Annotated in this window: 19 protein-coding genes; 4 read left to right on the forward strand and 15 right to left on the reverse strand. The window is 65.9% G+C overall.

The genetic code is table 11. The annotated features are described in order from the left end of the window. Positions 1-15 precede the first annotated feature (15 nt). From KBW98_RS03435 to KBW98_RS03460, 6 genes are all read right to left on the reverse strand, one after another. Positions 16-396, reverse strand: a complete 381-nt coding sequence (locus tag KBW98_RS03435; protein WP_211518694.1) for a tautomerase family protein — start codon at positions 394-396, stop codon at positions 16-18. 53 nt (positions 397-449) lie between these two features. Beyond that, positions 450-941 carry a membrane protein insertion efficiency factor YidD gene (gene yidD, locus KBW98_RS03440; RefSeq protein ID WP_211518695.1) on the reverse strand — a complete coding sequence of 164 codons (492 nt, stop codon included), beginning with the start codon at positions 939-941 and terminating at the stop codon, positions 450-452. Positions 942-948: 7 nt separating this feature from the next. Beyond that, positions 949-1,128 (reverse strand): DNA gyrase inhibitor YacG, encoded by a 180-nt coding sequence (gene yacG, locus KBW98_RS03445; protein ID WP_211518696.1) that lies wholly within the window; start codon positions 1,126-1,128, stop codon positions 949-951. 4 nt (positions 1,129-1,132) lie between these two features. Beyond that, on the reverse strand, positions 1,133-1,888 hold the full coding sequence (zapD, locus tag KBW98_RS03450; protein WP_211518697.1) for a cell division protein ZapD: 756 nt from the start codon (positions 1,886-1,888) through the stop codon (positions 1,133-1,135). 87 nt (positions 1,889-1,975) lie between these two features. Next, a complete protein-coding gene (gene coaE, locus KBW98_RS03455; protein WP_211518698.1) occupies positions 1,976-2,587 on the reverse strand; it encodes a dephospho-CoA kinase in 612 nt (203 codons plus the stop codon). A gap of 1 nt (position 2,588) precedes the next feature. Then, entirely contained in the window at positions 2,589-3,458 is an 870-nt protein-coding gene (locus KBW98_RS03460; protein ID WP_211518699.1) for an A24 family peptidase, read from the reverse strand. A gap of 181 nt (positions 3,459-3,639) precedes the next feature. On the opposite strand from KBW98_RS03460, the gene KBW98_RS03465 reads away from it, so the two are divergent. The 3 genes from KBW98_RS03465 (at position 3,640) to KBW98_RS03475 (ending at position 11,113) form a co-directional block, all read left to right on the forward strand. After that, positions 3,640-5,010, forward strand: a complete 1,371-nt coding sequence (locus tag KBW98_RS03465) for a hypothetical protein (RefSeq protein ID WP_211518700.1) — start codon at positions 3,640-3,642, stop codon at positions 5,008-5,010. Positions 5,011-5,062: 52 nt separating this feature from the next. After that, a complete protein-coding gene (locus KBW98_RS03470) occupies positions 5,063-5,314 on the forward strand; it encodes an antitoxin Xre/MbcA/ParS toxin-binding domain-containing protein (protein WP_229428956.1) in 252 nt (83 codons plus the stop codon). Positions 5,315-5,554: 240 nt separating this feature from the next. After that, positions 5,555-11,113: a CHAT domain-containing protein gene (locus KBW98_RS03475; RefSeq protein ID WP_211518701.1), complete on the forward strand. Its 5,559-nt coding sequence runs from the start codon at positions 5,555-5,557 to the stop codon at positions 11,111-11,113. A gap of 455 nt (positions 11,114-11,568) precedes the next feature. Here the strand turns inward: KBW98_RS03475 and KBW98_RS03480 are convergent, their stop codons facing one another. The 9 genes from KBW98_RS03480 to uraH form a co-directional block, all read right to left on the reverse strand. Beyond that, complete coding sequence (locus tag KBW98_RS03480; protein WP_211518702.1) at positions 11,569-12,804, reverse strand: type II secretion system F family protein; 1,236 nt, start codon at positions 12,802-12,804, stop codon at positions 11,569-11,571. Positions 12,805-12,811: 7 nt separating this feature from the next. Further along, complete coding sequence (pilB, locus tag KBW98_RS03485) at positions 12,812-14,536, reverse strand: type IV-A pilus assembly ATPase PilB (RefSeq protein ID WP_211518703.1); 1,725 nt, start codon at positions 14,534-14,536, stop codon at positions 12,812-12,814. Positions 14,537-14,735: 199 nt separating this feature from the next. Beyond that, positions 14,736-16,031: an HlyC/CorC family transporter gene (locus tag KBW98_RS03490; RefSeq protein WP_211518704.1), complete on the reverse strand. Its 1,296-nt coding sequence runs from the start codon at positions 16,029-16,031 to the stop codon at positions 14,736-14,738. A 300-nt stretch (positions 16,032-16,331) separates the two neighbouring features. Continuing rightward, positions 16,332-17,897: a methyl-accepting chemotaxis protein gene (locus KBW98_RS03495; RefSeq protein ID WP_211518708.1), complete on the reverse strand. Its 1,566-nt coding sequence runs from the start codon at positions 17,895-17,897 to the stop codon at positions 16,332-16,334. Between the two features lie 77 nt (positions 17,898-17,974). Further along, positions 17,975-18,382, reverse strand: a complete 408-nt coding sequence (locus KBW98_RS03500) for a hypothetical protein (protein WP_211518709.1) — start codon at positions 18,380-18,382, stop codon at positions 17,975-17,977. 10 nt (positions 18,383-18,392) lie between these two features. Continuing rightward, positions 18,393-19,649, reverse strand: coding sequence for a hypothetical protein (locus KBW98_RS03505; RefSeq protein WP_211518710.1), 1,257 nt, complete (start codon positions 19,647-19,649; stop codon positions 18,393-18,395). Between the two features lie 194 nt (positions 19,650-19,843). After that, positions 19,844-20,401: a ClpP family protease gene (locus tag KBW98_RS03510; RefSeq protein ID WP_211518712.1), complete on the reverse strand. Its 558-nt coding sequence runs from the start codon at positions 20,399-20,401 to the stop codon at positions 19,844-19,846. A gap of 38 nt (positions 20,402-20,439) precedes the next feature. After that, the gene (locus KBW98_RS03515) at positions 20,440-22,269 is read right to left on the reverse strand and encodes a DUF4153 domain-containing protein (protein ID WP_211518714.1); all 1,830 of its coding nucleotides are present in this window, start codon (positions 22,267-22,269) and stop codon (positions 20,440-20,442) included. Between the two features lie 67 nt (positions 22,270-22,336). After that, positions 22,337-22,690 carry a hydroxyisourate hydrolase gene (uraH, locus tag KBW98_RS03520; protein ID WP_211518715.1) on the reverse strand — a complete coding sequence of 118 codons (354 nt, stop codon included), beginning with the start codon at positions 22,688-22,690 and terminating at the stop codon, positions 22,337-22,339. Between the two features lie 105 nt (positions 22,691-22,795). Here uraH and puuE point away from each other — a divergent pair, with 105 nt between their 5' ends. After that, positions 22,796-23,749, forward strand: coding sequence for an allantoinase PuuE (gene puuE, locus KBW98_RS03525; RefSeq protein ID WP_211518716.1), 954 nt, complete (start codon positions 22,796-22,798; stop codon positions 23,747-23,749). Positions 23,750-23,848 lie beyond the last annotated feature (99 nt).

Consider the following 23,848-nt stretch of genomic DNA (forward strand, 5'->3'; position numbering starts at 1 on the left):
AGGGAGGTGGGTGGTTCAGGTATGCAGCAACCTCCCCCCCGCAAACGACCAGTTCTCCCACCCCACCTCCTTGAACACCACCATCACGTTCTCCGGCTCCATCCCCGCATCGCGCAGCTTCGTCACCAGTTCCGTCAGCAGCTTCTTCTTGACCTTCACGCTGCGTCCCACCGACCACAGGATCTCGATCAGCACGAAGTCCTCGTTGCGCGGCGTGTGCAGGTCCGGATAGTCGGCGCCGTAGCGGAAATCGGCGGCGTCGAGTTCGAACACGCGCTGGAACTGGTCGGTGGCCGGCACGCCCACCGCCACCAGGGCGTGGTGGACGCCGTCGAGCACCGTGGCCTTGAAGGCGGCGCTCTTGGGCTTGCGGACGGTGATGGAAACGAGTGGCATGGGAATCCTTTCACTTTGGGTCGGACCAGTGTACTGCGCTTTGTCCCCATGGCCTAGGGCTGGCGGTCGCGCTCCTGGCGTTCGCGTTCGAAGCGCTCGCGCCGCTCGCGTTCGGCCCGCTCGCGCTGCTGCTTGGCGGCCTTGGCCAGCCAGCGCCGTTCACGCCAGCGGCGGCAGGCGCCGCCCCGTTGCCGGCGGTCGGGCCAGTCGCAGGAAAGGCCGTCGCACGGGGAGAAGTCGCAGTCGTTGCCGGGAAGGTCGCAACTCAGACAGTCGCAGTCGCCGCGCTGGTGGTGCAGGACAGGATTGCGCGCGCGTGGCGCACGGTAGGCCGCGCCGCAGCGCTGCAGGCGGCGGTCCAGCAGGGCCAGGCCGGTGAACAGGCCGTGGCGCGCGATGGCGCGGTAGCCATAGGCCGAGCATCCCGCGCCGCCGCGATGAACACGGTAGGCGCAGGAAAATCCTTTTAGCGGGGAGAGATGGCGCTGGTACAGGCGGATCGCCCACAGCGCCAGGCGCGCGGCCAGGGAGGACGCGCCGCGCATGCCGCCGTCAGTCGTCCGACGGCTTGTCTTGCGAGTCGAGCGGGGCGCCGCCGGGGATCGTGTACTTCTCCTCGGCCCAGGCGCCCAGGTCGATCTGCTTGCAGCGTTCGGAGCAGAAGGGGCGGAACTTGTTGGCCGGGGTCCACTCGACCTTCTTGCCGCAGGTGGGACAGGAAACTACCGTCATGAGATCAGAAATTACAAAGGGTGAGATCGAAAGGCACGTCTTCTTCCAGGGGCTTCGGCTTGAGGTCGCCGTCCTGGGTGGTGAAGCGCACCCACAGCATGTACTTGTTGGCCGAGATCTCGGGAATCGCGCCGCTGGACTCGTCCAGGGTCAGGCGCAGCATCTGGTAGACCTTCCCCTGCAGCATTTGCTGGTAGCTGCCGGCGTTGGCGATCATCTTGACCGGGCGGCCGGAGTCGCGCAGCAGGCGCAGCACCAGCGACAGCGCATCGCACAGCGGCGCCAGCGGCGCGAACCAGTTCATGATGTCGGCGCGGCGCTGCTCGGCCGGGCGCTTCTGCCAGGCGTAGTAGGAGGGAAGATCGAATTCGCAGGCGCCGCCCGGAATGATGGTGCGGCCGCGGATGCTCATCAGCCACTCGTTCTCGCGCACGTTCTGGCCGGTCTTGCCCTGGCTGCCCACCAGGGCGCCGCTTACCTGGTCCAGCTCGGCCAGCACGGCGTCGAGCATCTCGGCGGCGACGGCGGGGTTGCTGCGGTAGGCCAGCAGGCTCTGCTTCTGGCGTTCGAGTTCCTGCAGCAGGTCGGACTTGAGGTCGGCGCGGCCCGCGACTTCGAGCATGTCGAAGATGGTTGCCAGCGCCACGTGATGCTGCATCGGGTGTTCCTGATGCACAAAGAACTTGAATTTCTCGTACAGGTCTTCCAGCCGCAACAACGTGCGAATCCGCTCGTTGAAAGGATATTCGTAGACGATCAAAATGACATTCCCTTGAATGTAGGCTGGCTGGCAACCCCGTGATTCTGAACCATGATGCGTAAAATTACAAATCCTGCATTGATCTTGTTACATTATCTTGCTATAGGACAGATATTGCGCGTGTAAACGCGCCACCTGGGGCCGCAGTGCGTCCACTCCCTCGTCATTATTGATGACATCGTCGGCCGCCGCCAGCCGCTGGGCCCGGGTCACCTGGGCCGCCATGATGGCGCGCACCTGTTCCGCCGGCAGGCCGCTGCGGGCCATCACACGCGACACCTGGGTGTCTTCGGTGCAGTCGATCGCCAGCACGCGCGTCACCCGTTCCCGCCAGGTGCCCGATTCGATCAAGAGGGGAACGACGAAGATCGTGTAGGGACCGGTGGCGATGGCCGCCGCCGCCGCGGTGGCTTCGCGGATGCGCGGATGCAGGATGGCTTCCAGGCGCGCGCGCGCGGTGGCGTCGGCAAACACCAGGGCGCGCATCTTCGCGCGGTCCAGGGCCCCGTCCGTGGTGGCGAAGCCGGCGCCGAATTCGGCCAGCAGGGCCGGCATCGCGGCGCCGTGCGGCGCGGTCAGGGAATGCGCGATCTGGTCGGTGTCGATCACCGAGGCGCCCAGCGCGGCGAACATGTCGGCCACGGTGCTCTTGCCGCAGCCGATGCCGCCGGTCAGGCCGACCGAGAAAGCCTGTTCCATCTCAGGCGACCAGGCTCTGGATGAAGCGGCCCAGAGGCTCGCCGTAGAACAGGGCGATCAGGCCGGCCGCCGCCAGGTAGGGTCCGAAGGGAATCGGCTTGTCGCGGCCGCGCTTGGCGAACACGATCAGGCTGATGCCGACGACGGCGCCGACCACCGAGGACAGCAGGATGATGGTCGGCAGCATGGCCCAGCCGAGCCAGGCCCCGAGTGCCGCCAGCAGCTTGAAGTCGCCGTAGCCCATGCCTTCCTTGCCGGTGACCAGCTTGAACAGCCAGTAGACGGCCCACAGCACCAGGTAGCCGGCCGCCGCGCCGATCACGGCGTCCTGCAGCGGCACGAAGGTGCCGTTGATGTTGATGAGCAGGCCGGCCCACAGCAGCGGATAGGTCAGGTCGTCCGGCAGCAGCTGGGTGTCGAAGTCGATGAAGGTCATCGCGATCAGGAGCCAGGCGAACAGCAGGGTTGCCAGGCCCATCGCGCCGCTGCCGAAGGTCCAGACCAGCAGGCCGGAGACGATGGCGGTGAACAGTTCGATGGCCGGGTAGCGCGCCGAGATCGGGGCCTTGCAGGCGCTGCATTTGCCGCGCAGGGCCAGCCAGCTGATGACGGGGATGTTTTCCAGGGCCGTGATCTGGTGGCCGCAGTGGCCGCAGCGCGAACGCGGCACCATCAGGTTGAAGCGCTCGGAGTGGGGCGGCTCCTTGCCGCTTTCCATCGCCACGTAGTTGTCCGACTCCTGCTGCATCATTTTGGGAATCCGGTAGATGACCACGTTCAGGAAGCTGCCGACGAGCAGTCCGAACAGGGCGGCGGCAAGCGCGGCGCCGAGGGTGGCCGGGGGCGCGGAGAGAAGGGATTCCAAAGGCATGGCGGTCGGTCCTAAAAATGATTCCTTACATCAACCTTATTGTAGGGGTTTTCCGCGCTTTGGCGAAGGCGAAAAGCCGGACTTTTCGCGCTCGCGTGCGGATTGCACGCGATTGTGGCGGATCAGGGACTCCGGGCGGCGCGCCGTTAGGCTGGAAGGCTTCACGCTTGTGCTTCCTGCCATGTCCAATCCGACCTTCACTTTCCTGAACCACGCCTGTTTCATGGTGCGCACCGAGAGCGCGCTGCTGCTGGCCGATCCCTGGCTCGAGGGCACGGTGCTGAACGACGCCTGGAGCCTGGTCGACCGCTCCACCAGCAGCGCCGCCCTGATCGCCGCGCTGAACGGCTGCGGCTTGCCGGTGTTTATCTGGTGCTCGCGCGCCGCGCCCGACCGCCTGTCCTTGCCTTTCCTGCAGCGCTTCCAGGCCGAATTCCGCGGCATCGCCACCTTCCTCCACCGCCAGGGCCGCGACTGGCGCCTGGCCGACGAATTGCGCCGCCAGCGCTTCGCCCTGGCCGCGTGCAAGGATGGGCAGCCGGTCGCGCTGGGCAAGGACCTGCGCCTGACGGCCTTCGCCAACGGCGAGGCCGATTCCTGGTGCCTGATCCAGGCCGGGCGGCGCAGCATCCTGCACCTCGGCGAGCGGGCGCTCGGGACGCGGGCGGCCTGCCGCGCCGCCGCCGAGCACCTGCGCCGGCGCGCGCCGCGCATCGATGTGCTCCTGACCGGATTCGCCGATATGGCCTGGTGCGGCAACCCGGACGGCTTCGCGCAGCGCGAGGAAGCGGCCGGGCAGGGGATCGCGCGGCTCGCCATGCAGGCGGAAGTATTCCGGCCGCGGCTGCTGGTGCCGGTGGCCTCGTTCGCGCGCTTCGCACGCGCCGACAATGCCTGGCTCAACCACGGAAGGCGCAGCCCGGCCGGCCTGCTGGACGCGCCACGGCTGGAAACGCTGCGCCCGCTCATCCGCTTCATGGCGCCCTGCGACAGCATCGACCTGGAGCGCGACAGTCCCGCCAGCCTGGCGGCCCGGAGCGAAGCGGCCGTGGCGCGCTGGGTGGCGTGCTGGCGCGAGCCCCCTCCGCCGCTGCCGCGCCCGCCGGAAGCGAGCGTGACGGAGCTGCGCGGCGCCTTCCAGAAATACCGGGAGCGCGCCTGCGCCCGCCTGTACGGCCTGCCGCGCCTGCTCGAGGCGGTGAGGGCGCTGCGCCCGCTGGCCATCCACCTGGCCGACCTGCGCCAGACGGTCGAGCTGTCCTACCGGCACGGCTTCCGGCTGCTGGCGCGCGACGGGCCGGCGGACGTGGCGCTGTGTTCAGGGACCGCGCTCATCCTCCTGAAAGCGGAGGATGGCTACGACACGGTCTACGCGGGCGCCTGCTTCTGGACCCTGCGGCCGGACGGCCTGTCGGCCTTCGCGCGCTTCTTCCTGCCGCAGCGCATGGCGCGGCGCGGATTGGACCGGCGCCGGCCCCTGGTCATGGCCAGGCTGATGCTGCGCACGGCGCTGGCCCGGATGGCGCGCGAGGTGGGGGCGGCGCTGCGCTGAGCCGCCGACGGGGCAGGGTATGATGGCGTCTTTGATGCCCGATCGGATAGCCATGAGCAAGGATGAACAACTTTCCACGGAAGCCGTGGCCGCACTGCGAGCGCGCTTCGAGCAGCAGTCGCACAAGGCCCAGGCGTATTACACGGTCATGCACGAAGTGCGTGGCCGGCTGGGAGGCGACGATGCGGCGAATGCGTGGATGAACCAGCCGCTGGCGGCATTCGACGGCAAGACGCCGGCCCAGCTGGTCGGTGAGGGCCGCGAGCTGGAGCTCCTGGCCCACGTGCGCAAGGCGGGTGCGTAGCGCCCAGACTTCTGTCGGGTGCTCATTACGGCCTCCGATTATCGGCGGTAAACCAATAAAAGCTGATATGTGTCGAAAGAACAACGCAAAAATTCTGTTAGATATTTCGGCCACTATTAGGGGCAAACTCGTCCTATACTAAAACCGCTCTGACGCGCAAACTTGGCTACAGATTACCTGTACGGCCCGCTCTTGCGCACCCGATGAAAGCGGCTGTGACATGACAATCCGGGAGGCGTCATGAACGGGACGGGTCTTACCTTTCGCATTTCGGGCGCCCCCATTGAGGGCACGTCGCGCGACCAGTTAATGGAGAGCCTGGGCGGCGGCGGCATGGACGCCGAGCTCTTCTCGCTGCAGACGCACCGCAGTGCTGGCCGGGCGGTCGACAGGGATGTCCAACCGGGCGAAGACATCGTCGTCCTCAAGCTTGCTTCGGGCCCGGCTCTGTTCCTGCACCCCGATTCAGCCAGGGCGCTGCTCATCGCCGGCATGCCAACAACACGCGATGGCAAGGACTCCGGAGACGCTGCCGTCGTAGGCGTCTCTTCCAGCCTGCCATGGAGCGAGGATGGCCCCACTCGCAGCTTGGGCAGTTGGGCGTCTGGCGTGGCGCTCGAATGGTTCGGCATCCTGCGCCGCAAATCCGGGCAGTCACTGGCTGAGCGTGGCGCCGACTGGATCCGCCAACAATTCGACAAGCCCGAGCGCCAGGGCCTGTACCGCCTGACGTCGAGTGCGCCGCCTGACGAGATGGACCCGGCCGATCGTATACCGGTGCTCAAGTTGCCCGCGCAGCCGGACGCGCCAATCCTTGTGCTCGTGCATGGCACCTTTTCGACCACGGCAGGCACCTTCCGCCACCTGTGGACGAAAGATTCGACAGCCAACACGCTATTGAATGGCTATAAAGACGATGCTTACGGTTTCGAACACCCGACTCTCGGCACCAGCCCGGTACAGAACGCGGTGGACCTGGCCAAGGCGCTGCCACCGAACGCACGGGTTCATTTGCTGACGCATTCCCGCGGCGGTCTAGTGGCCGAAATTCTGGTCCGCGCCGCCAACTCATCGAATGCCGTAGCGCAAATCGAACAATACTTCATTGGTGCGCCGCCCGACGAGTCGAGGCAAGTGCTAGAACTGGTCGACTTAGTGCGAGACAAAAACCTTCGCTTCGATCGCGTGATCCGGGTCGCATGCCCGGTCCGAGGCACCCTGCTGGCTTCCGAACGCCTGGATGCCTACCTGTCAGTTCTCCACTGGCTGATGCAGATGGCGCAGTTGCCGATCGCCAGCGGCGTGCTGGCTGGGCTCAGGGAAATCGCCCGCGCCGGCCTGAAGCCGGAGACCTTCGCGGGACTGGCCTCCATGCACCCACGGAGTCACTTGGTGCGGTGGCTGAATGCGCCGCTGGAGCCGGTCGACAGCCAGCTTTACGTCATCGCTGGAAACAGCGGCGGCAACAGCCTCTTCACCTGGATCAAAACCCTGCTCGCCGACTCTTTCTTCTGGACCGACAACGACCTGGTGGTGCAAACACGCTCCATGTACAGCGGCGTCCCGCGCAAAACGGGCTTGCGCGCTGCACGCTTCATGCTCGGCAACGGCGGGGAGGTGTCGCACTTCAGCTATTTTTCGTTCACGCAGACACGCGAAGCCATCGCCGATGCACTCCTCCCTACGCCTCAGCGCCCATGGGAGCCGATCGGCTTGCTGTCCTGGGCGGGTGCTGACAGCAGTGGCGTTCGCGGTAGCGAGGCCCCGCCGCAGGCAGCTCCGGCACCGGGCGACCGGCAGCGCCGCCGTCCGACCGTGATCGTGGTGCCGGATTTCCTCGGTTCGCACCTGGACGAGCGGCGGGGGCGCTTGTGGCTGTCGCAACTCTCGCTGTCGGCTTTCGCCAGTCTTGGCCTCGACAAGGCCAAGGACCTGGAAAAGGTCAGTTCCACCGGCTTGGTAGAACACTGCTACGGCGCACTCTGCAGCCGTCTCGCCGAGACCCATGACGTGATTCCCCTCCCGTACGACTGGCGCAAGCCGGTCGAAGAGGCGGCCGCGAACCTGGCGACCCGCGTGCGGGAATGGCAGCAGCAACGCGCGGGCGGGCCGCTGCGCATCCTGGCGCATGGTATGGGCGGCTTGGTGGTCAGGGCTTTTCACATGAACCACAAGGACTTGTGGGAAGAGGCGATGGCCTTCGAAGGGGCGCGCGTGCTCATGCTTGGGGTGCCGCATGAGGGCAGTTGGACGCCGCTGCAGGTGCTGTCCGGCGGCGACGCGCTCGCCGGGTTGCTCAGCGCCGGCGCGCCGTTGTTTGCCGATCTGCAAGTCCGCAAGGCGCTCGCTACGATGCCCGGCTTTATCCAGCTGCAAGCCGGGCTGCTTGATCCGGCCCTACAGCTCGACCTGCGCAGCGGCTGGGAAAAGCAAGAAGAGCTGCAGCGCGAGGAACTGGCCAAGCTCACGCAGTGGCATGAAGGGCCGTCCGCCTGGGCGATCCCCGCCCAGCAGCTGTTGACGGATGCCAGGCTGTTTTGGGATCGCATGCGCAAGGACATGGCGACCTTTGAAGGAGAAGCCGAGAAAATCGTTATCGTCGCCGGCAAGGCGAAGCACACAGTGGACCACGCCGCGATGCGCGATGGCAGGCTTTGGCTGAGCGGCAATGGCCGCGGTGACGGCCGGGTCAGCCTGGATAGCGCAAGGATGAACCAGCTTACCGTCTGGAAGATCGACGCCGAGCATGGCGCAATGCCGGCAGCCACGCGCGCCTTTTCCGGCCTGCTGGACTTGCTCAATGCCGGGAAGACGCACCTGCTGGACAGGCAGGAACTGCAACCGACCCAGCAGGTCCGAACCGCCACCGGCAGCAGTGCGCTCATGGACGAGCCCGCGCGGCTGCTGCAGAGGCTGATGACGAACGCCAGGCCGCCAGAACTTGGCCAATTGTTCTCGGTGGCGGAGGCCGAGCAGCGCGAACATGCCGTGAAAGCGCCCCTGTCGGTGGAGGTCCACCATGGCGATCTGCGTTTCCTGCGACAGCCCTTGCTGATCGGCCACTACCAGTCTCTGATCCTGTCCGGCTCCGAAGCGGTCGTCGACAAGCTGGTCGGTCAGCGCATGAGCAAGGCCCTGCGCGCCGGCATGTATCCAGAGTGGGTCGGCAGCCACCAGATATTCGAAAACGGCCAGCGGATCGAAATCCGCCGTCAAAAGCAGCGCCTCATCCCTCGGCCCAGCGCCGCCGTCGTCGTCGGGCTGGGAGAGGAAGGCAAGCTGAACAGCCAGAAGCACGCCTACACGATCCGGGTCGGCGTCCTAGCCTATGCCGAACGGCTTGGCGAGAGCGGATACAACGATGACACTTTCGAAATTGCCGCGACCCTGCTCGGCAGCGGCGGCACCGGCATCTCCGTCGGCGACGCCGCGCTGGCCCTGGTGCAGGGCATCATGGACGCGAACGCCAAGATTGCGGATATCAACCAGAGTGGCGGTGCGCGCTGGCCGACGGTGCGGGCGCTGACGATCGCCGAGGTCTACCTGGACCGCGCCTCCGACGCTTGGCGTGTGCTAAAACTGCACGACCAGACCAACCCCGGGCGGCTGGTAATCGGCCGCTCGGTGACCGAGGCTGAAGGCAACCTGCGCCGGCCAGTGGAGTCCAGCTACCGTGGCGCGACCTACGACTTCATCAGTGTGCTACGAACCCCCTCAGCCAAGGATGCCGAGCCGCAGATTGGCTACAGTCTCGACACCCGCCGCGCACGCACCGAAGTGCGCGCTCAGCGCGCCCAAGGCCCCCTCATCCGGGACCTGATGGAGAAGGCATCAAATTCCACCGTGGTCGATCCGTTGATCGGACGCACCCTATTCAACCTGCTGGTGCCGGTCGAGATCGAACCTTACCTGGCAGGCTCCAATGACATGGTGATGGAGCTGGACCGCGACACCGCGGCCCTGCCTTGGGAGCTGCTGGATACCGACCCCGACCGGAAAATGGCATCGGGCAACGGTCCGCAACCCCCTTGGGCGGTACGCAGCAAGATCATCCGCAAGCTGCAAACCGAGCATTTCCGCGACAAGGTCATTGACGCGGGAAGCGAAGACAACGTCTTGATCGTTGGAGAGCCCCTGACCGATTCGAGCTATCCGCGCCTGCCCGGCGCCAAGCATGAAGCCGAAGCGGTTGCCAAGGTAGCGCGCGCATCGCTGGGAACCGCCAGCGACAGGGTCAAAGAGCTGAACAGCAACGACGACGCCCACACCATCATCAACCAGCTGTTCGCCCGCAATTACAGGCTCGTCCATATAGCCGGACATGGCATGCGCGGCGCGAACGGGGGCGTGGTGCTGTCCGGGCGCCGGACCTTCCTCGGGCCAAACGAGATACGCGCCATGCGGGTGACCCCCGAACTGGTGTTCATCAACTGCTGCCACCTCGGGCAGGGCGACGTTCAGCCCTTCGACAGGCCCGATTTTGCCGCCAGCGTAGCGGAGGAGCTGATCCGGATCGGCGTCCGTTGCGTCGTGGCCGCCGGCTGGATGGTTGAAGACCAGCCTGCCGAGCGCTTTGCCTCCGCCTTCTACGCAGCCATCTTCAACGGCTGCCGTTTCATCGATGCCGTGGGGCAAGCGCGGCTGGCAGCCTGGGAAGCAAAGCGCGAAAGTAACACCTGGGCTGCGTACCAATGCTATGGCGATCCGGATTGGAGCTGGCGTAACGAGGTCAGTACGCGAAAGCCCTCGCCAGAGACGGAATACGCCAACATCGCTTCACCCAGCACGCTCGAAGTGGTGCTGCAGACCATCGCCACCGAAACCTTGTACGCGTCGTCCGACAATGCCATCCGGCATCGCAGGCATTTGTCCTACTTGGAGCAGCAATTCGGGCAGTGGACCCAGCGCGGCGCTATTGCCGAAGCTTTCGGCAATGCCTACGCGGCCTTGCCGGACCGGGGCAAGGCCCTCGAATGGTTCCGGAAGGCGCGCAACGCCTCCGATAGCAAGGCAAGCCTGTCCGCCATCGAACGCTATGCTGAGCAGCTCAGCATGCCGGAAGCGAGCGTCGATGAATTGAACGAGGCGACTGTCGTTCTGACCGTCATGATCGAGCGGTTGGGAGGCACTCTGCGACGTTATAGCCTGCTTGGTCACGCCCACAAACGCCTGAGCATGCGGCTTGCCGAACAGGGGCTCGATTCGAAAGCGGAATCGCTCGCGCACCTGGTCAGCGCCTGCGAGAATTTTACTTTAGCAAGTCAGGCACAGGACGACGAAAAGCGCTATAGCTTTTATCCACCTCGCGCCGTTCTGATGTGCGAATTACGCCATTACTTCCAGAAACAGCAGGCCCGTCCAAGCGCGGACTGGGAGAGTCGGCGCATCTCGGAAGCCACCAGGGCGGTCGACAAGGCGGTGCAGGACGACCCCAATTTCTTTTCGATCGTCGCCCAGTCCGAACTCGATGTCCTGAAGGCGCTGATCCGCGGTGACCTCCGGCAGATCATGCACGACATTGAGCACTCGCTCTGCGACCTGCATCGGCGGATCGATACGAAAATGTTCTGGATTTGGGTTCACGACGACGCGCGCTTCCTGCTGGAGGCTTATGCCGCCTTGCCGCGCAACCGGGCGAATCCAGCGGAGCAGGCCGAAGTGCAGGCAGCCAGCAAACTGCTCGGGATGCTGGCCAGCTACGCAGGCGAGGATGCCGGCCGTCGCGATCCGGAGGCAAGGGCCCCCACTGATGCACGAGAGGAAAGATCGGAGGTAAGCCCAGTCCAGACGGTGGCCTGACAGGCATCAACAGCGGCGCCATACTCGATAGCGCACTCATCTGTGACGCGTCACGAAAAAGCGTCGCAGCTGATCTGTAGATCTCTGCCTTATACCCAGGTGCTGGCGTATCTGACCAAAGTGATGGAGATTTGTGGCGTCGGTAGCTCTGCTGAGCTATTCAACGTCTGGCGTTATGGGTCCCCTTACGGCTGGTTTTTCTGAGCCGAGCGACTCCCCGGCTGAACGTCTTGAACTGCAACGTCCGCTTCGGCGTTGCGGAAGTTCCTCAAGGCTCAGCGTACAGCCCGCATTTCTCTGCTGGCAAGCAGGGGAGGCGGATAGTCGTACTTAGGCAGTAGCTTTACCTCAGACAAAGGTAGAGCTACTGCGAACTACGTGAGAACTACTGCGTCTTCACTGCGAAGTACCTTGAGACGCTGCGCAGTATTCCGAGAACCTACAGCAAGCCCTGATCAGACCACCGACCCCAGCTTGAAGATCGGCAAATACATCGCCACCACCAGGCCGCCGATCAGCACGCCCAGGATCACCATGATCAGGGGTTCCATCAGCGAGGACAGGGCGGCCACCGCCTCGTCGACTTCTTCCTCGAAGAAGTCCGCGACCTTGCCCAGCATGGCGTCGAGCGAACCCGATTCCTCGCCGATCTGGACCATCTGGGTGACCAGGTTGGGGAACACGTCGGCGTTCTGCATCGCCATGGTCAGGCTGGTGCCGGTGCTGACTTCGGTCTGGATCTTGCGCGTCGCGTCCAGGTAGACCGCGTTGCCCGAGGCGCCGCCGACCGAGTCGAGCGCTTCGACCAGCGGCACGCCGGCGGCGAACATGGTCGCCAGGGTGCGGGTCCAGCGCGCGATGGTGGCCTTGCGGATCACCGGGCCGAAGATCGGCAGGCGCAGCAGGATCCGGTCCATGGCCTGCTGCATCTTGAGCGAGCGGCGCCAGGCCTGGAAGAAGAAATAGATGCTGCCGAAGATGCCGCCGAAGATCAGGTACCACCAGGACACGAAGAATTCCGAGATCGCCATCACCATCAGGGTCGGGGCCGGCAGGTCGGCGCCGAAGCTCTGGAACACCTGCTTGAAGGCCGGCACCACCCAGATCATGATCACGGCCGTGACGATGAAGGCGATCGCCAGGATCGCGATCGGGTACATCAGGGCCGACTTGATCTTGCCTTTCAGGGCGAGGGTCTTCTCCTTGTAGATCGCCAGGCGCGTCAGCAGGTCTTCGAGGATACCGGCCTGTTCGCCCGCGCCCACCAGGTTGCAGAACAGCGGGTCGAAATACACCGGGTACTTGCGGAAGGCGTTGTTCAGGCTGGTGCCGGTCTCGACGTCGGCGCGCAGGTCCAGGATCAGCTTGGACATGGACGGGTTGCCGTGGCCCTTGCCGACAATGTCGAAGGACTGCAGCAGCGGCACGCCGGCCTTCATCATGGTCGCCAGCTGGCGCGTGAACATGGTGAGGTCCTTGTCGGTGATCTTCTTGCCGCTGCGGTAGACCTTCTTCTTGACCCTGGTGACCATGATGCCCTGGCGGCGCAGGGTCACGTTGACGATCGCCTCGCCGCCGGCGCGCAGCTCGCCGCGCACCGTCTTGCCGGTCTTGTCCTTGCCTTCCCAGGCATAGACCTGCTCCTTGACCTGGGCGCCGGCGCGGCTGCGGGTGGGTGCGGAAGTTGCCATATCGTTCCTATTCGTTGGTGCAGCCGAGCACTTCCTCGAGGCTGGTCAGTCCTTGTTTCACTTTCATCAGGCCCGAGCGGCGCAGCGAGTTCACGCCTTCCTTCTCGGCCTGCTCGGCGATCTGCATCGCGTTGCCGTGCGCCAGGATCAAGGCTTCGATGGCCGGGGAGATCGGCATGATCTGGTAGATGCCGACCCGGCCCTTGTAGCCGGAACCCAGGCAGCGGTCGCAGCCGACCGGGCCGTAGGGTTTCCAGGCGCCGTCGATGTCGTGCTCGCGGAAGCCCGCCGCCAGCAGGGCGTCGTGACCGATCTCGATCGGCTGCTTGCAGGTGCACAGGCGGCGCGCCAGGCGCTGCGCGGTAATCAGGATCACCGACGAGGCGATGTTGAAGGGCGCCACGCCCATGTTCATCAGGCGTGTCAGGGTCGAAGGGGCATCGTTGGTGTGCAGGGTCGAGAACACCATGTGGCCGGTCTGCGCGGCCTTGATCGCGATGTCGGCGGTCTCCAGGTCGCGGATCTCGCCGACCATGATGATGTCAGGATCCTGGCGCAGGAAGGACTTCAGGGCCACCGGGAAGGTCAGGCCGGCCTTGTCGTTGACGTTGACCTGGTTCACGCCCGGCAGGTTGATCTCGGCCGGGTCTTCCGCGGTCGAGATGTTGATGCCCGGCTTGTTCAGCAGGTTCAGGCAGCTGTACAGCGACACGGTCTTGCCGGAACCGGTCGGGCCGGTGACCAGCACCATGCCGTAGGGGCGCGTAATGGCGTCCAGCAGCAGCGCCTTCTGGTCCGGATCGTAGCCGAGCGAGTCGATGCCCATCTGCGCCTGGGTGGCGTCGAGGATACGCATGACCGTCTTCTCGCCGAACAGGGTGGGCAAGGTGCTGACGCGGAAATCGATGGTGCGGGTCGGCGACAGGATCAGGCGCATGCGGCCGTCCTGGGGCACACGCTTTTCCGCGATGTCCAGGCGCGCCAGCACCTTGATGCGCGACACCAGCTTTTCGCGGATCGACAGGGGCGGGGTGGCGTGGTCGCGCAGCACCCCGTCCACGCGCATGCGGATCCGGTAGAACTTCTCGAAGGGCTCGAAGTGGATGTCCGAGGCGCCGATCTGCACCGCGTCCATCAGGATCTTGTTCAGGAAGCGCACGATCGGCGCGTCCTCGACTTCGTTGGCGGTGTCGACCGCGGCCACCGGCGCGTCTTCTTCCGCGAACTCGATGTCGGCGTCCTCGCCGGCCAGTTCGTTCAGGCTTTGCTCGGCGCTCTTGGACAGGCTGGCGAGCAGGGCCAGCAGGGCGTCGTGGGGAACGATCACCGGCTCGACCGAGGCTTCGCTCTGGAACTTGATCTGGTCCAGGGCCTGGTTGTTGGTCGGGTCGGACAGGGCCACCGACATCTTGTTGCCGCGCTTGGCCAGGGCGATCACGCGCTGCGCCTGCATCAGCTTGCCGTCGATGGCGCTGGCCGGCAGCGATTCAAGCGCGAAAGCCGACAGGTCGAACAGGGGATAGCCGAAGGTCTCGGAACAGAACACGGCCAGCGCGCCGGCGTCGATCGCGCCGCTGGCGAGCAGGGCGTCGATGAAGGCGGTCTTGTCGGCGGCGGATTTCTTCTGCAGCGCATCCGCCTGGGCCATGCTCAGGCGGCCCGCCTGGACCAGCGCGCGCGCCAGCCCGGACAGCGCCGTGCCTGTGGTCGTGTTGGGGAGGACTGCTGCCATAAGGAACCGTGCGGAGCCGTGGTTTTAAGGGATGCAATTAAGGGGTGCGACGAGGCCGCCGGGCGGGCGCGACCCACCGGCGGACCTTCTGGATGATGCCTACAGGCATCAAATTTGTAAAGCATTTGCTGTGCATGAGATGCGTCCGCGCCACGTAGACGAAATGGCACGCCGGGCGGCGCGCCGCGGGCAGGATCGCTCAGAAAGGCAGCAGGCGTCTTGACGCGGCCGGGCGCAGCAGCTTGACGACCTTGATGGCCTGGTTCTGCACCTGCACCACTTCGATCACGCAGGGCCCGATCTTGAGCGAGATCGGCGCTTCGGGAATGTCCTGCAGCTGCTCCAGCAGCAGGCCGTTGATGGTCTTGGGACCATCCAGGGGCAGGGACAGGCCGAGCTGCTTGTTGATGTCGCGCAGCGGGGTGCTGCCTTCGAGCAGGCATTCGCCCTTGGCGTTCCAGCCGACCGCGTCGCGCGCGCCGCCCGGCATCGAGGTAGTGAAGTTGCCGATCATTTCCTCGATGATGTCGTCGAGGGTGACCAGGCCCTGTACTTCGCCGTACTCGTCGACGATGATGCCCATGCGCTCGCGCTGTTCCTGGAACTGCTGCAGCTGGTCGAGGGCGCCGGTGTCCTGCGGGATGAAATAGGGTTCGACCAGCAGCTCGCGCAGGTGGTCCTTGCTCAGTTCGTCGGGTTCGCGCAGCAGGCCGACGGCCTTGCGCACGTGCAGGATGCCGACGATGCGGTTGATCTCGCCCTCGTAGACCGGCAGCTTGTTGTGGTAGCAGGTGGTCAGTTCGTCGAGGATGACGGCGATCGGCGCGGCCAGGTTGAGGGCTTCGATCTGGGGGCGCGGGGTCATGATGTCGTCGACCGTGACCGATTCCAGGTCGAACAGGTTGAGCAGGATGCTGCGGTGCTTCTGCGGCACGAAGTTGCCGCTTTCCAGCACGATCGAGCGCAGCTCCTCGGGCGACAGCCGGTTCTGGGGAGCGTCGAGGCCGGTACGGATGCGGAAGCAGCGCAGCAGGGCGCGCACGAACAGGTTGACGAAGCCCACCGCCGGCTTGGCGAGACGCAGCAGGGCCTGCAGCGGCAGGCTGGTGGCCATGGCAATCGGTTCCGGATAGGTGGCGCCGACGGTCTTGGGCGCCACTTCGGCGAACACGATCAGCAGGAAGGCGATGAGCGCGGCGGCGGCCGCGATCACGCTTTCCTCGTCGCCGTACATGTCGATCGCGACCACCGTCACCAGGGCCGCAGCCAAGGCGTTGAGCAGGATGTTGGCGATCAGGACCAGCGACAGGAAGCGGTCGGTGCGCGCCAGCAGCCAGAGCGCCGTGACGGCGCCGCCGTTGCCGCGTTCGGCCAGGTGGCGCAGGCGATACTTGTTGGACGCCATCAGCGCCGTTTCGGCCATGGCGAAGAAGGCGGACAGCAGGATCAGGAGGGCGAGTGCGAGGACGAGCACCCAGAGGGGGATGGTATCCAAGGCTGGCTGGGGTAGCGGAATGGGGAATTGATTCTAGGGCAAGAGGGGGTGGGGTGCAAGCGGGGGCGCTTCGCGGTTCTGTGCTGGTGGTATGCGACGGACTTGGGCGGAGCAATGCCGGTGGCATTGTTTCGGCCTGCGCGGGGATGACGTGCTTACGTGCGTGTCCGAAATCGCTGACGTGATATTCAGCTTCCGCCTACCAACGTCATCCCCGCGAAGGCGGGGACCCAAGTTTCGTCGAGCAGCTGCAAAACGAAAAAGCCGCCCGAAGGCGGCTTCCACAGAAGACAACCGAACTTAGCGCAATGCCAGCCGCTGCTTCCCCACATTCGACGACAGCACCGGCGTATTGCCCAGCTTGAACACCGACAGCGCCCCGGTCAGCTGCCCGGTTTGCTCGGTCAGCGATTCCGCCGCCGCCGAGGCTTCCTCGACCAGGGCCGAGTTCTGCTGGGTCATCTCGTCGATGCTGGTGATCGCGCGGCCGATGTCCTCGATGCCCGCGCTCTGGCGTGCGCCGGCGGCGCTGATCTCGGCCATGATGGTCTGCACCTTGCGCACCGATTCCACGATCTGGCCCATGGTCACGCCGGCTTCGTCCACCAGCGCGCTGCCAGCGTTCACCTTCGCCACCGAGTCGCCGATCAGTTCCTTGATCTCCTTGGCCGCCGCGGCGCTGCGCTGGGCCAGGTTGCGCACCTCGCCCGCCACCACCGCGAAGCCGCGGCCCTGTTCGCCCGCACGCGCCGCTTCCACGGCGGCGTTCAGCGCCAGGATGTTGGTCTGGAAGGCGATGCCGTCGATGACCGAGATGATCTCGACGATCTTGTTGGCCGAGGTGTTGATGTCGCCCATCGTGCTCACCACGCCGCCGACCACCTTGCCGCCGCGGGTGGCGATGCTGGTCGCCGATTCCACCAGCGAATTCGCTTCGGTCGCGTTCATCGCGTTCTGGCGCACGGCGCCGGTCAGTTCTTCCATCGCACGGGTGGTGCGGTCCAGGCTCGAAGCCTGCGATTCGGTACGGCGCGCCAGGTCGGCGTTGCCGGTCGCGATCTCGCCGCTGGCGCTGGCGATGGTGTCGGCCGAGGTCTTGATCTCCGCCACCAGGGTCGCCAGGCGGGCGCGCATTTCCTTCAGCGCCACCAGCAGGCTGGCGTTGTCGCCGGCGTCCGTGCGGATTTCCATCGACAGGTCGCCCGAGGCGACCGCCTGGGCGATCTCGCGTGCATACTCGGGCTCGCCGCCCAGCTGCTGCCAGATGGTGCGCACCACGAACCACGACACCAGCGCCAGGCAGGCGATCACGATCAGCGCGGTGACGATCATCGCACTCAAGACCTTGTTGACGCTTTCCTTGCTGCTCGCGATGCCGGCCGTGAACTGGCGCTTGGCCGCTTCGTTGACGGCGGCCAGGTCCTTGTTCAGGGTGGCCAGGGCCGCCTGCATCTTGCCGACCGCGGCCTGCGGGTCGCCTTGCTCCATTTCGAGCATGATGCGGGCCGACGACAGGGCGGGTGCGTAATAGGCGTCGAATTCCTTGCCCAGGCGCGTGAAGGTCTCGCGCTGGCCCGGGATCTGGCTGTATTTGTCGAGTTTGCCGCGCAGCTTGGCGGCGTGTTCGCCGACTTCGGCGATCTTTTCCTTGTCGCCCTCGGCGACGGCGTCCTGCAGGCCGTCGGTGACGGCGGCCACGTCCAGGGACAAGGCCTTGGAGGCATCGAGCACCGGATAGTCCACGCTCTCGGTGGTGGTGATCGAATCCAGCGCGCCGGTCGCGATCATGGCGCTGGCGCCGGCCCCAAGGCCGAAGATAATGGCGGAAATGACGGGCAGTGCCCAGATCCTGCGCTTGATGCTCATGCTTGACTCCAGAATGCGTGACCCGCCGCCGGCTCAAACAGGCCGGCGGCGGGCGGTAACAGCCGAATGCTCCCGGCTTATTGGGCGGTGTAGACGACCTTCACGGTCGCATCCACTGCGCTCTTGTCGATATAGCCGATCGCCTTCGGGTTCGCGGCGAGCGCGGCCTTCACGGCGGCGCTGTCGCCGACTTCCTTCGGCATCGTGGCCTTGCCGGTGAACACCAGCTTCGACCACAGGGCCTTGGCCTGGGCCGCGTCCTTGTCCGCCACTTTCTTGTAGAACTCGGCGCGGATCGGCGCGGATTCAGCCTGGTCGATCGGGGTCATCGAGGTCGACTTACCCAGGAAGAACTGGGCGACCTGTTCCTTGCTCATCGTCGATTCCGCCGCCTTGGCGTTCACCACGACCACCACTTCGGCCAGGGCTGGCGCGGCTGCGCCGAAGGCCGTTGCCGCGATTGCGGCCAGCATCAGTTTTTTCATCGTCCGCTCCTTAGAACACGAAGTCGAGGGCGACGGCGCCCACGGTCACCGGGCCGCTGAAGCCAGGCTGGACGTTGACGAACAGGCCGGTGCCGTTCTTCGGCTTGACGCGGTCGATCTGCGCCTTCAGGGCCACCGAGCTGGCGAAGTCCCAGCGGATGCCGATGCTGTCGGTGGTCTGCTCGCCCTGGCCCACGCCGACGTTCGGCAGGCGGCGCACGCCGGCGCCGAGCGCCTGCATGGTCGGGGTGCAGGCCGCCGGGTACCCGGCCGGGCAGGCTGCCGGGACGGTGTTGACGATGGCGCTATCGATCTTCAGGGTCGAGTGGGTGTAATAAGGCAGGAACTTGCCGATGCGGTAGCCACCCATCACGTACCACGAGGTGGTGTCGTTGATGTAGGTCTTGGTCTTGCGCTTGGCGAATTCGGTCTGGACCACGATGTTGTTCCAGTCCATCGACAGGCCCAGCGAGCTGAAGTGGGCTTGCTTTTCCTTGGCTTCGATCTCGGCGGCCAGCGGAGCCAGCGTTGGGAAACGGTAGCCGGCGCCGGCGGCGCGCAGGCCCGCCACCAGGGTGTTCAGGGAGGTCGAGTCTTCGACGCTGACCTTGGCGCGGGCATGGCCGGCGCGCACGATGAACGGACCGTGTTCGGCCGCCACGTTGATCGCGGCGATGCCCTTGCCCTTGGCGTGGATGTCGCCCGACAGCGGCGACTTGACGCTGCCGTAGGCCAGTTGCGAGGTCAGGGTGGTGTCGCCGAAGCTGTGCAGCCAGGTGATGTCGGCGCCGTCGATGCTGTTGAACGGCACCTGCGAGTAGATCTCGGCCGGCGGACGCAGCATGGTGTTGGCGTAGCCGACGTTGCGGTAGTCGGAAATCATGAACACCGGCAGGCCGACACGGCCCACGCGCACGCTCAGGTTGTCGCTGATGCGGGCCTTGGCGAATGCCCAGCCCAGTTCGGCGCCGAAATGCTCTTCGGCGTCCTTGCGGACCAGCACCTGGCCGGTCAGCGACAGCCAGCTGTTGACCGGCATGTCGGCCTGCAGGCCCAGGTTCGAATCGACGCCGGTGCGGACGTTGTCCGCGGCGCCGCTGGCCTGGTTCGGACGCACGAATTCTGCGCGCTCTTCATTGGTCCAGGTCACGGCGCCAGTGCCGAAACCGCTGACTTTGATGGCCGACAGACCGGAGGTCTCCTGTGCGTTCACCGCGGGCATGACCAGCGGGAGTGCCAGCAAGCTGGCGAGAATCTTCTTGTTCATAAAGGCTTCGTTACGTGAGCTGCTCGTTGGGAGGGAGGCGCCGACGGCGGGCAGCGAATTGCCGGCGCTGTGAATCTTGGAATTGATTCTATCCACGCGGCAATTTTAGCGGCAACAGGTTTATGACAATTGGAGAGATTCCTCTACAATTTGATAACAGAGTTGTTGTGCCTTTGAAACAGAGTCTTGTCAGTTTAGTTCCACCAGTGACAAGTCGACCCCGCTGCGGGCAGGCGCGCCTGCCTGGCCTCGTGCACGATCCCTGCCTGCACGGCCTCTTCGGCGGTAAATATGCGGGCGTTGCCCGTGAGGTTGGCGCGGATGTCGGTTTCGTGCCCCGCTTCGCGGGTGGCCTCGACGAAGATGCTGGCGTAGCGCTCGGCGTCGAAATCGAGGCAGTCGCGCCATTCCGACACGCGCGAGTGGTCGGCCGCCACCAGGCTGCCGAAGCCCCAGTGCAGGGGATGGACGAGGAAGCGCGTGCCCGGGCAGGCATAGCGTTTTTGCCCGGCCAGGAAGATCACCACCCCGACCGATTCGACGCTGCCGATGTTGTGGGTGGTGAGCGGCAGCGGCAGCGACTTGAGGAAGAAATACAGCGCGAAGCCGGCCGTCATGTTGCCGCCTTCGGTGGACATGTGCAGTTCGATCTCGGTCGCGCCGTTCTGCAGCGCCTGCAGGCAGCAATTGCGGACGGCGCAGGCGGAACTGTGGTTGATGGGCCCGATGAAATGAACGATGTGCAGCGACATGTGCTCTCCCGACGCGGTGGGATCCAGCATAGCAAGTTTCACTGCCGGGCCGCGTCCTGCTGGGCGCCAGGGGCGGGCGGGCAGGGGGCGGCGCCGCTGCTACTCCGCTGCAGCGGAACCCGCTGGCCGGCGATCTCGAGATCGGCCAGCAGCGGCGGCAGGGTCCGGACCTTGCCTTCGCGCAGGGCCTGGCGCAGGGGTTCGCACAAGGGAGCCGGGGCCAGCTGGGCGGCCACGCGCCATGCGCCGGGCGCCGTCTCGTCCATCAGCGCCGACTTGGGCCAGCGCTCGTCGATCAGCAGTACTTCCGCTCCACCGTCGCTGTCGATGTCGACCAGGAAGGCGTCGCAGCGTACGCCCGGACGGCGCAGGCATTCCGGCATCGCTCCCAGGTCCTTCGCCTTCAGCCAGTCCATGGCCAGGAAGGACGCCGGCAGATGGGCGCCCGCCGGCCAGACGCGCAGGTTGGCGGCCAGACTGACCGGGTCGCGCAGGGCGTCGTGGGCGCTGCGCATCGTGCGCACCGCGGCGATGCGCGCGCGCAGCAGGGCCGCGTCCGGGCCCGCGGCCTGGGCTTCCAGCCGGTCCAGCGCCTCGCGTCCGTAGCGTCCGCCATGGAAGCGCAGGTAGGCGAAGTCGAAGGCCGCCACCGTCACCTTGCCCTCGCGCAGCCGGGCCAGCTGGTCGTTTACCGACAGGCGGCCGGGATCGGCGAGCGGCGAGAACAGCGCCAGCAGCACGGCCAGCACCACGAAGGCGGCGCCGATGTTGACCCCGGCCAGGCTGGGCAGCCAGCCGCGGCGCAGGCTGGCGGCCGCGTAGCCGCCCGCGTAGCAGCTCGCCACCAGCATGCAGGCGGCCGCGATCACGCGCTCGCCCGTCCAGCCGTGGTCCTGCACGCGCAGGGCCAGGGCGTAGATGGCCAGCAGGACCATCGGCACCAGCAGCAGGCCCGCCACCCTGGCCGCCAGCGCGACCGGCCGGGCCGCGATCGCGCCGCCGTCCTGCCAGGCGGCGTTGACCAGGATGACGAAGGCGGCCGCCGCGCCCAGCAGCACGGCGCCGGCGCTCTTGGTCGCCCATAGCGCGTCCAGTCCGGTGAAGGGCAGGCTGCACAGGAAGCCTGCCGCCAGCAGGGTAAGCACCGGCAGGACCCAGGACAGCAGCACCAGCAGCAGGTTGCGGATCCCGCGCACCAGCGCCGGGCGCATGTCGGTCAGGTGCATGGCGCAGGAGAATGCAAAGGCGGTCACGGGAATCGCGAACCAGGCTTTTTGGATGGCCTGCTGCAGGAAGTCGAGCTTCACCAGCATGAACAGCGCGGCGCCCAGCTGCAGCACCAGCCAGGTCGCGCCCACGAACACACCGCAGAAGGCGAGCTGCACGCCCAGCTTCCAGGCCAGCTCGAAATAGGTGGTATAGGAAGCGATCCTGCGCCGCTCCTGCGCGCCCGACAGCACCAGCGCGTGGGCGATGAAGAAGCCCGCGACCATGAACCCGCACAGCTGCCCCGACGGCATCGAGGGTTGCCATTTGCCGTCCAGGTAGGGAGGGGGTGGCGCACCCAGCTGGTCCCAGGCGTCGTAGACGGCCAGCAGCACGATCAGCGCCGCGGCCGCGCCGCACCAGAGCAGGAGCTGGCGCCGGGTCAGCTGGCCCAGGCCGCTGATCAGGATGATGGGAACCAGGGCCGCCGCCAGCAGCAGCGGCGCGAACAGCAGGGGCTGGGTCGCGGGCCAGGCGCGGTCCTGGCCGGCCTGGTAGAGCAGGGCCAGCACCAGGCCCTGGACCAGGCCGGCGCCGATGCGCCAGGCCGCGATGCCGGATGGCTGGACCGGTTCGTAGGGAGGGGATGCGCTGGCGTGCATGGCGGGCTCCGGGATGATTTCCGTAAATACTACGGCGATCCAGGCACGGCCGCCACCGCCAGAATTGCTAGCTGCCCCGGTAGGTCGAGTAGGACCAGGGCGTCACTACCAGCGGCACATGGTAGTTTTGCCCGGTGTCGAACACGCCGAAGGCGATCGTCACCCGGTCGAGGAAGCGCGGACTGGGCAGGTCCACGCCCTGGGCCGCGAAATAGTCGCCCGCATGGAACACCAGTTCGTACTGCCCGCTGCGCAGCTGCTCGCCTTCGAGCAGGGGCCCGTCGCAGCGGCCGTCGCCATTGGTCAGCGCGCTCTTGAGCAGGGTGCGGCCTTCGGGGGCCACGGCGTACAGGTCGACCTTGACCCCGGCGCCGGGACGGCCGTGGGCGGTATCGAGGACGTGGGTGGACAGCTTGCCCATATGGCTCCTATATGTGAACGATGAATTGCCGTATGCGGACTATCATATAACCTTGTGCTTCCTGCAATATATGATCGTCCATATACCCATCTCATTGCGCCTCCTATGGACACCTACGCCAATTATCCGCGCGACCTCGTCGGCTACGGCCGCAATCCGCCCCATGCCCGGTGGCCTGGCGGGGCCCGGATCGCCCTGCAGTTCGTGCTCAACTACGAGGAGGGCGCGGAAAACAGCGTGCTGCACGGCGACCCGGCCTCGGAAACCTTCCTGTCCGAGATCATCGGCGCCAGCGCCTTCCCGATGCGCCACATGAGCATGGAGTCGCTCTACGAATACGGCTCGCGCGCCGGCCTGTGGCGGGTGCTGCGCCTGTTCGAGGAGCGCGGCCTGCCGCTGACCGTGTTCGGGGTGGCGATGGCGCTCAAGCGCAACCCCGAGGCGGTGGCCGCCTTCCGCGAGCTGGGCCACGAGATCGCCTGCCATGGCCTGCGTTGGATTTCCTACCAGAACGTGGACGAGGCCACCGAACGCGCCCACCTGCGCGAAGCGGTCGGCATCATCCGCGAGCTGACCGGCGCGCCGCCGCTGGGCTGGTACACGGGGCGCGACTCGCCCAATACCCGGCGCCTGGTGGTCGAGCATGGCGGCTTCGCCTACGACGCCGACCACTATGGCGACGACCTGCCGTTATGGCAGCGGGTCGAGCACACGGGGCCGGACGGCGCCCTGCGCAGCACGCCGCACCTGGTGGTGCCGTATACGCTCGACACCAACGACATGCGCTTCGCCGCCATGCAGGGCTTCAATTCCGGCACCCAGTTCTTCGACTACCTGAAGGACGCTTTCGATGTGCTCTACGCGGAGGGCGATCCGAACGGGCTGAACCAGCCCAAGATGCTGTCGATCGGCCTGCACTGCCGCCTGGTCGGGCGGCCGGCGCGGGCGGCGGCGCTGGCGCGCTTCCTCGACTACGTGGGGCGCCACCAGCATGTCTGGATCGCGCGCCGCATCGATATCGCGAATCACTGGAAAAGCGTCCACCCTTGCCTAGAATGAAGGAAGGACGCGCCCGCATGATATTGGAAATTAGTGATAAGCAATATCACATTTTGAGTATATAAGGGGCGATCGCGGATGGTAGCCTTCCGCCCTTGG

This window comes from Massilia sp. ST3 (assembly GCF_018119405.1).
Taxonomy (GTDB): domain Bacteria; phylum Pseudomonadota; class Gammaproteobacteria; order Burkholderiales; family Burkholderiaceae_D; genus Telluria.

Bases quoted from the DNA above. Each gene is read 5' to 3' on its own strand.
- KBW98_RS03435 (WP_211518694.1), bottom strand. From the start codon at position 396: ATGCCACTCGTTTCCATCACCGTCCGCAAGCCCAAGAGCGCCGCCTTC.
- yidD (WP_211518695.1), bottom strand. From the start codon at position 941: ATGCGCGGCGCGTCCTCCCTGGCCGCGCGCCTGGCGCTGTGGGCGATC.
- yacG (WP_211518696.1), bottom strand. From the start codon at position 1,128: ATGACGGTAGTTTCCTGTCCCACCTGCGGCAAGAAGGTCGAGTGGACC.
- coaE (WP_211518698.1), bottom strand. From the start codon at position 2,587: ATGGAACAGGCTTTCTCGGTCGGCCTGACCGGCGGCATCGGCTGCGGC.
- KBW98_RS03460 (WP_211518699.1), bottom strand. From the start codon at position 3,458: ATGCCTTTGGAATCCCTTCTCTCCGCGCCCCCGGCCACCCTCGGCGCC.
- KBW98_RS03465 (WP_211518700.1), top strand. From the start codon at position 3,640: ATGTCCAATCCGACCTTCACTTTCCTGAACCACGCCTGTTTCATGGTG.
- KBW98_RS03470 (WP_229428956.1), top strand. From the start codon at position 5,063: ATGAGCAAGGATGAACAACTTTCCACGGAAGCCGTGGCCGCACTGCGA.
- KBW98_RS03475 (WP_211518701.1), top strand. From the start codon at position 5,555: ATGAACGGGACGGGTCTTACCTTTCGCATTTCGGGCGCCCCCATTGAG.
- KBW98_RS03480 (WP_211518702.1), bottom strand. From the start codon at position 12,804: ATGGCAACTTCCGCACCCACCCGCAGCCGCGCCGGCGCCCAGGTCAAG.
- pilB (WP_211518703.1), bottom strand. From the start codon at position 14,536: ATGGCAGCAGTCCTCCCCAACACGACCACAGGCACGGCGCTGTCCGGG.
- KBW98_RS03495 (WP_211518708.1), bottom strand. From the start codon at position 17,897: ATGAGCATCAAGCGCAGGATCTGGGCACTGCCCGTCATTTCCGCCATT.
- KBW98_RS03500 (WP_211518709.1), bottom strand. From the start codon at position 18,382: ATGAAAAAACTGATGCTGGCCGCAATCGCGGCAACGGCCTTCGGCGCA.
- KBW98_RS03505 (WP_211518710.1), bottom strand. From the start codon at position 19,649: ATGAACAAGAAGATTCTCGCCAGCTTGCTGGCACTCCCGCTGGTCATG.
- KBW98_RS03510 (WP_211518712.1), bottom strand. From the start codon at position 20,401: ATGTCGCTGCACATCGTTCATTTCATCGGGCCCATCAACCACAGTTCC.
- KBW98_RS03515 (WP_211518714.1), bottom strand. From the start codon at position 22,269: ATGCACGCCAGCGCATCCCCTCCCTACGAACCGGTCCAGCCATCCGGC.
- uraH (WP_211518715.1), bottom strand. From the start codon at position 22,690: ATGGGCAAGCTGTCCACCCACGTCCTCGATACCGCCCACGGCCGTCCC.
- puuE (WP_211518716.1), top strand. From the start codon at position 22,796: ATGGACACCTACGCCAATTATCCGCGCGACCTCGTCGGCTACGGCCGC.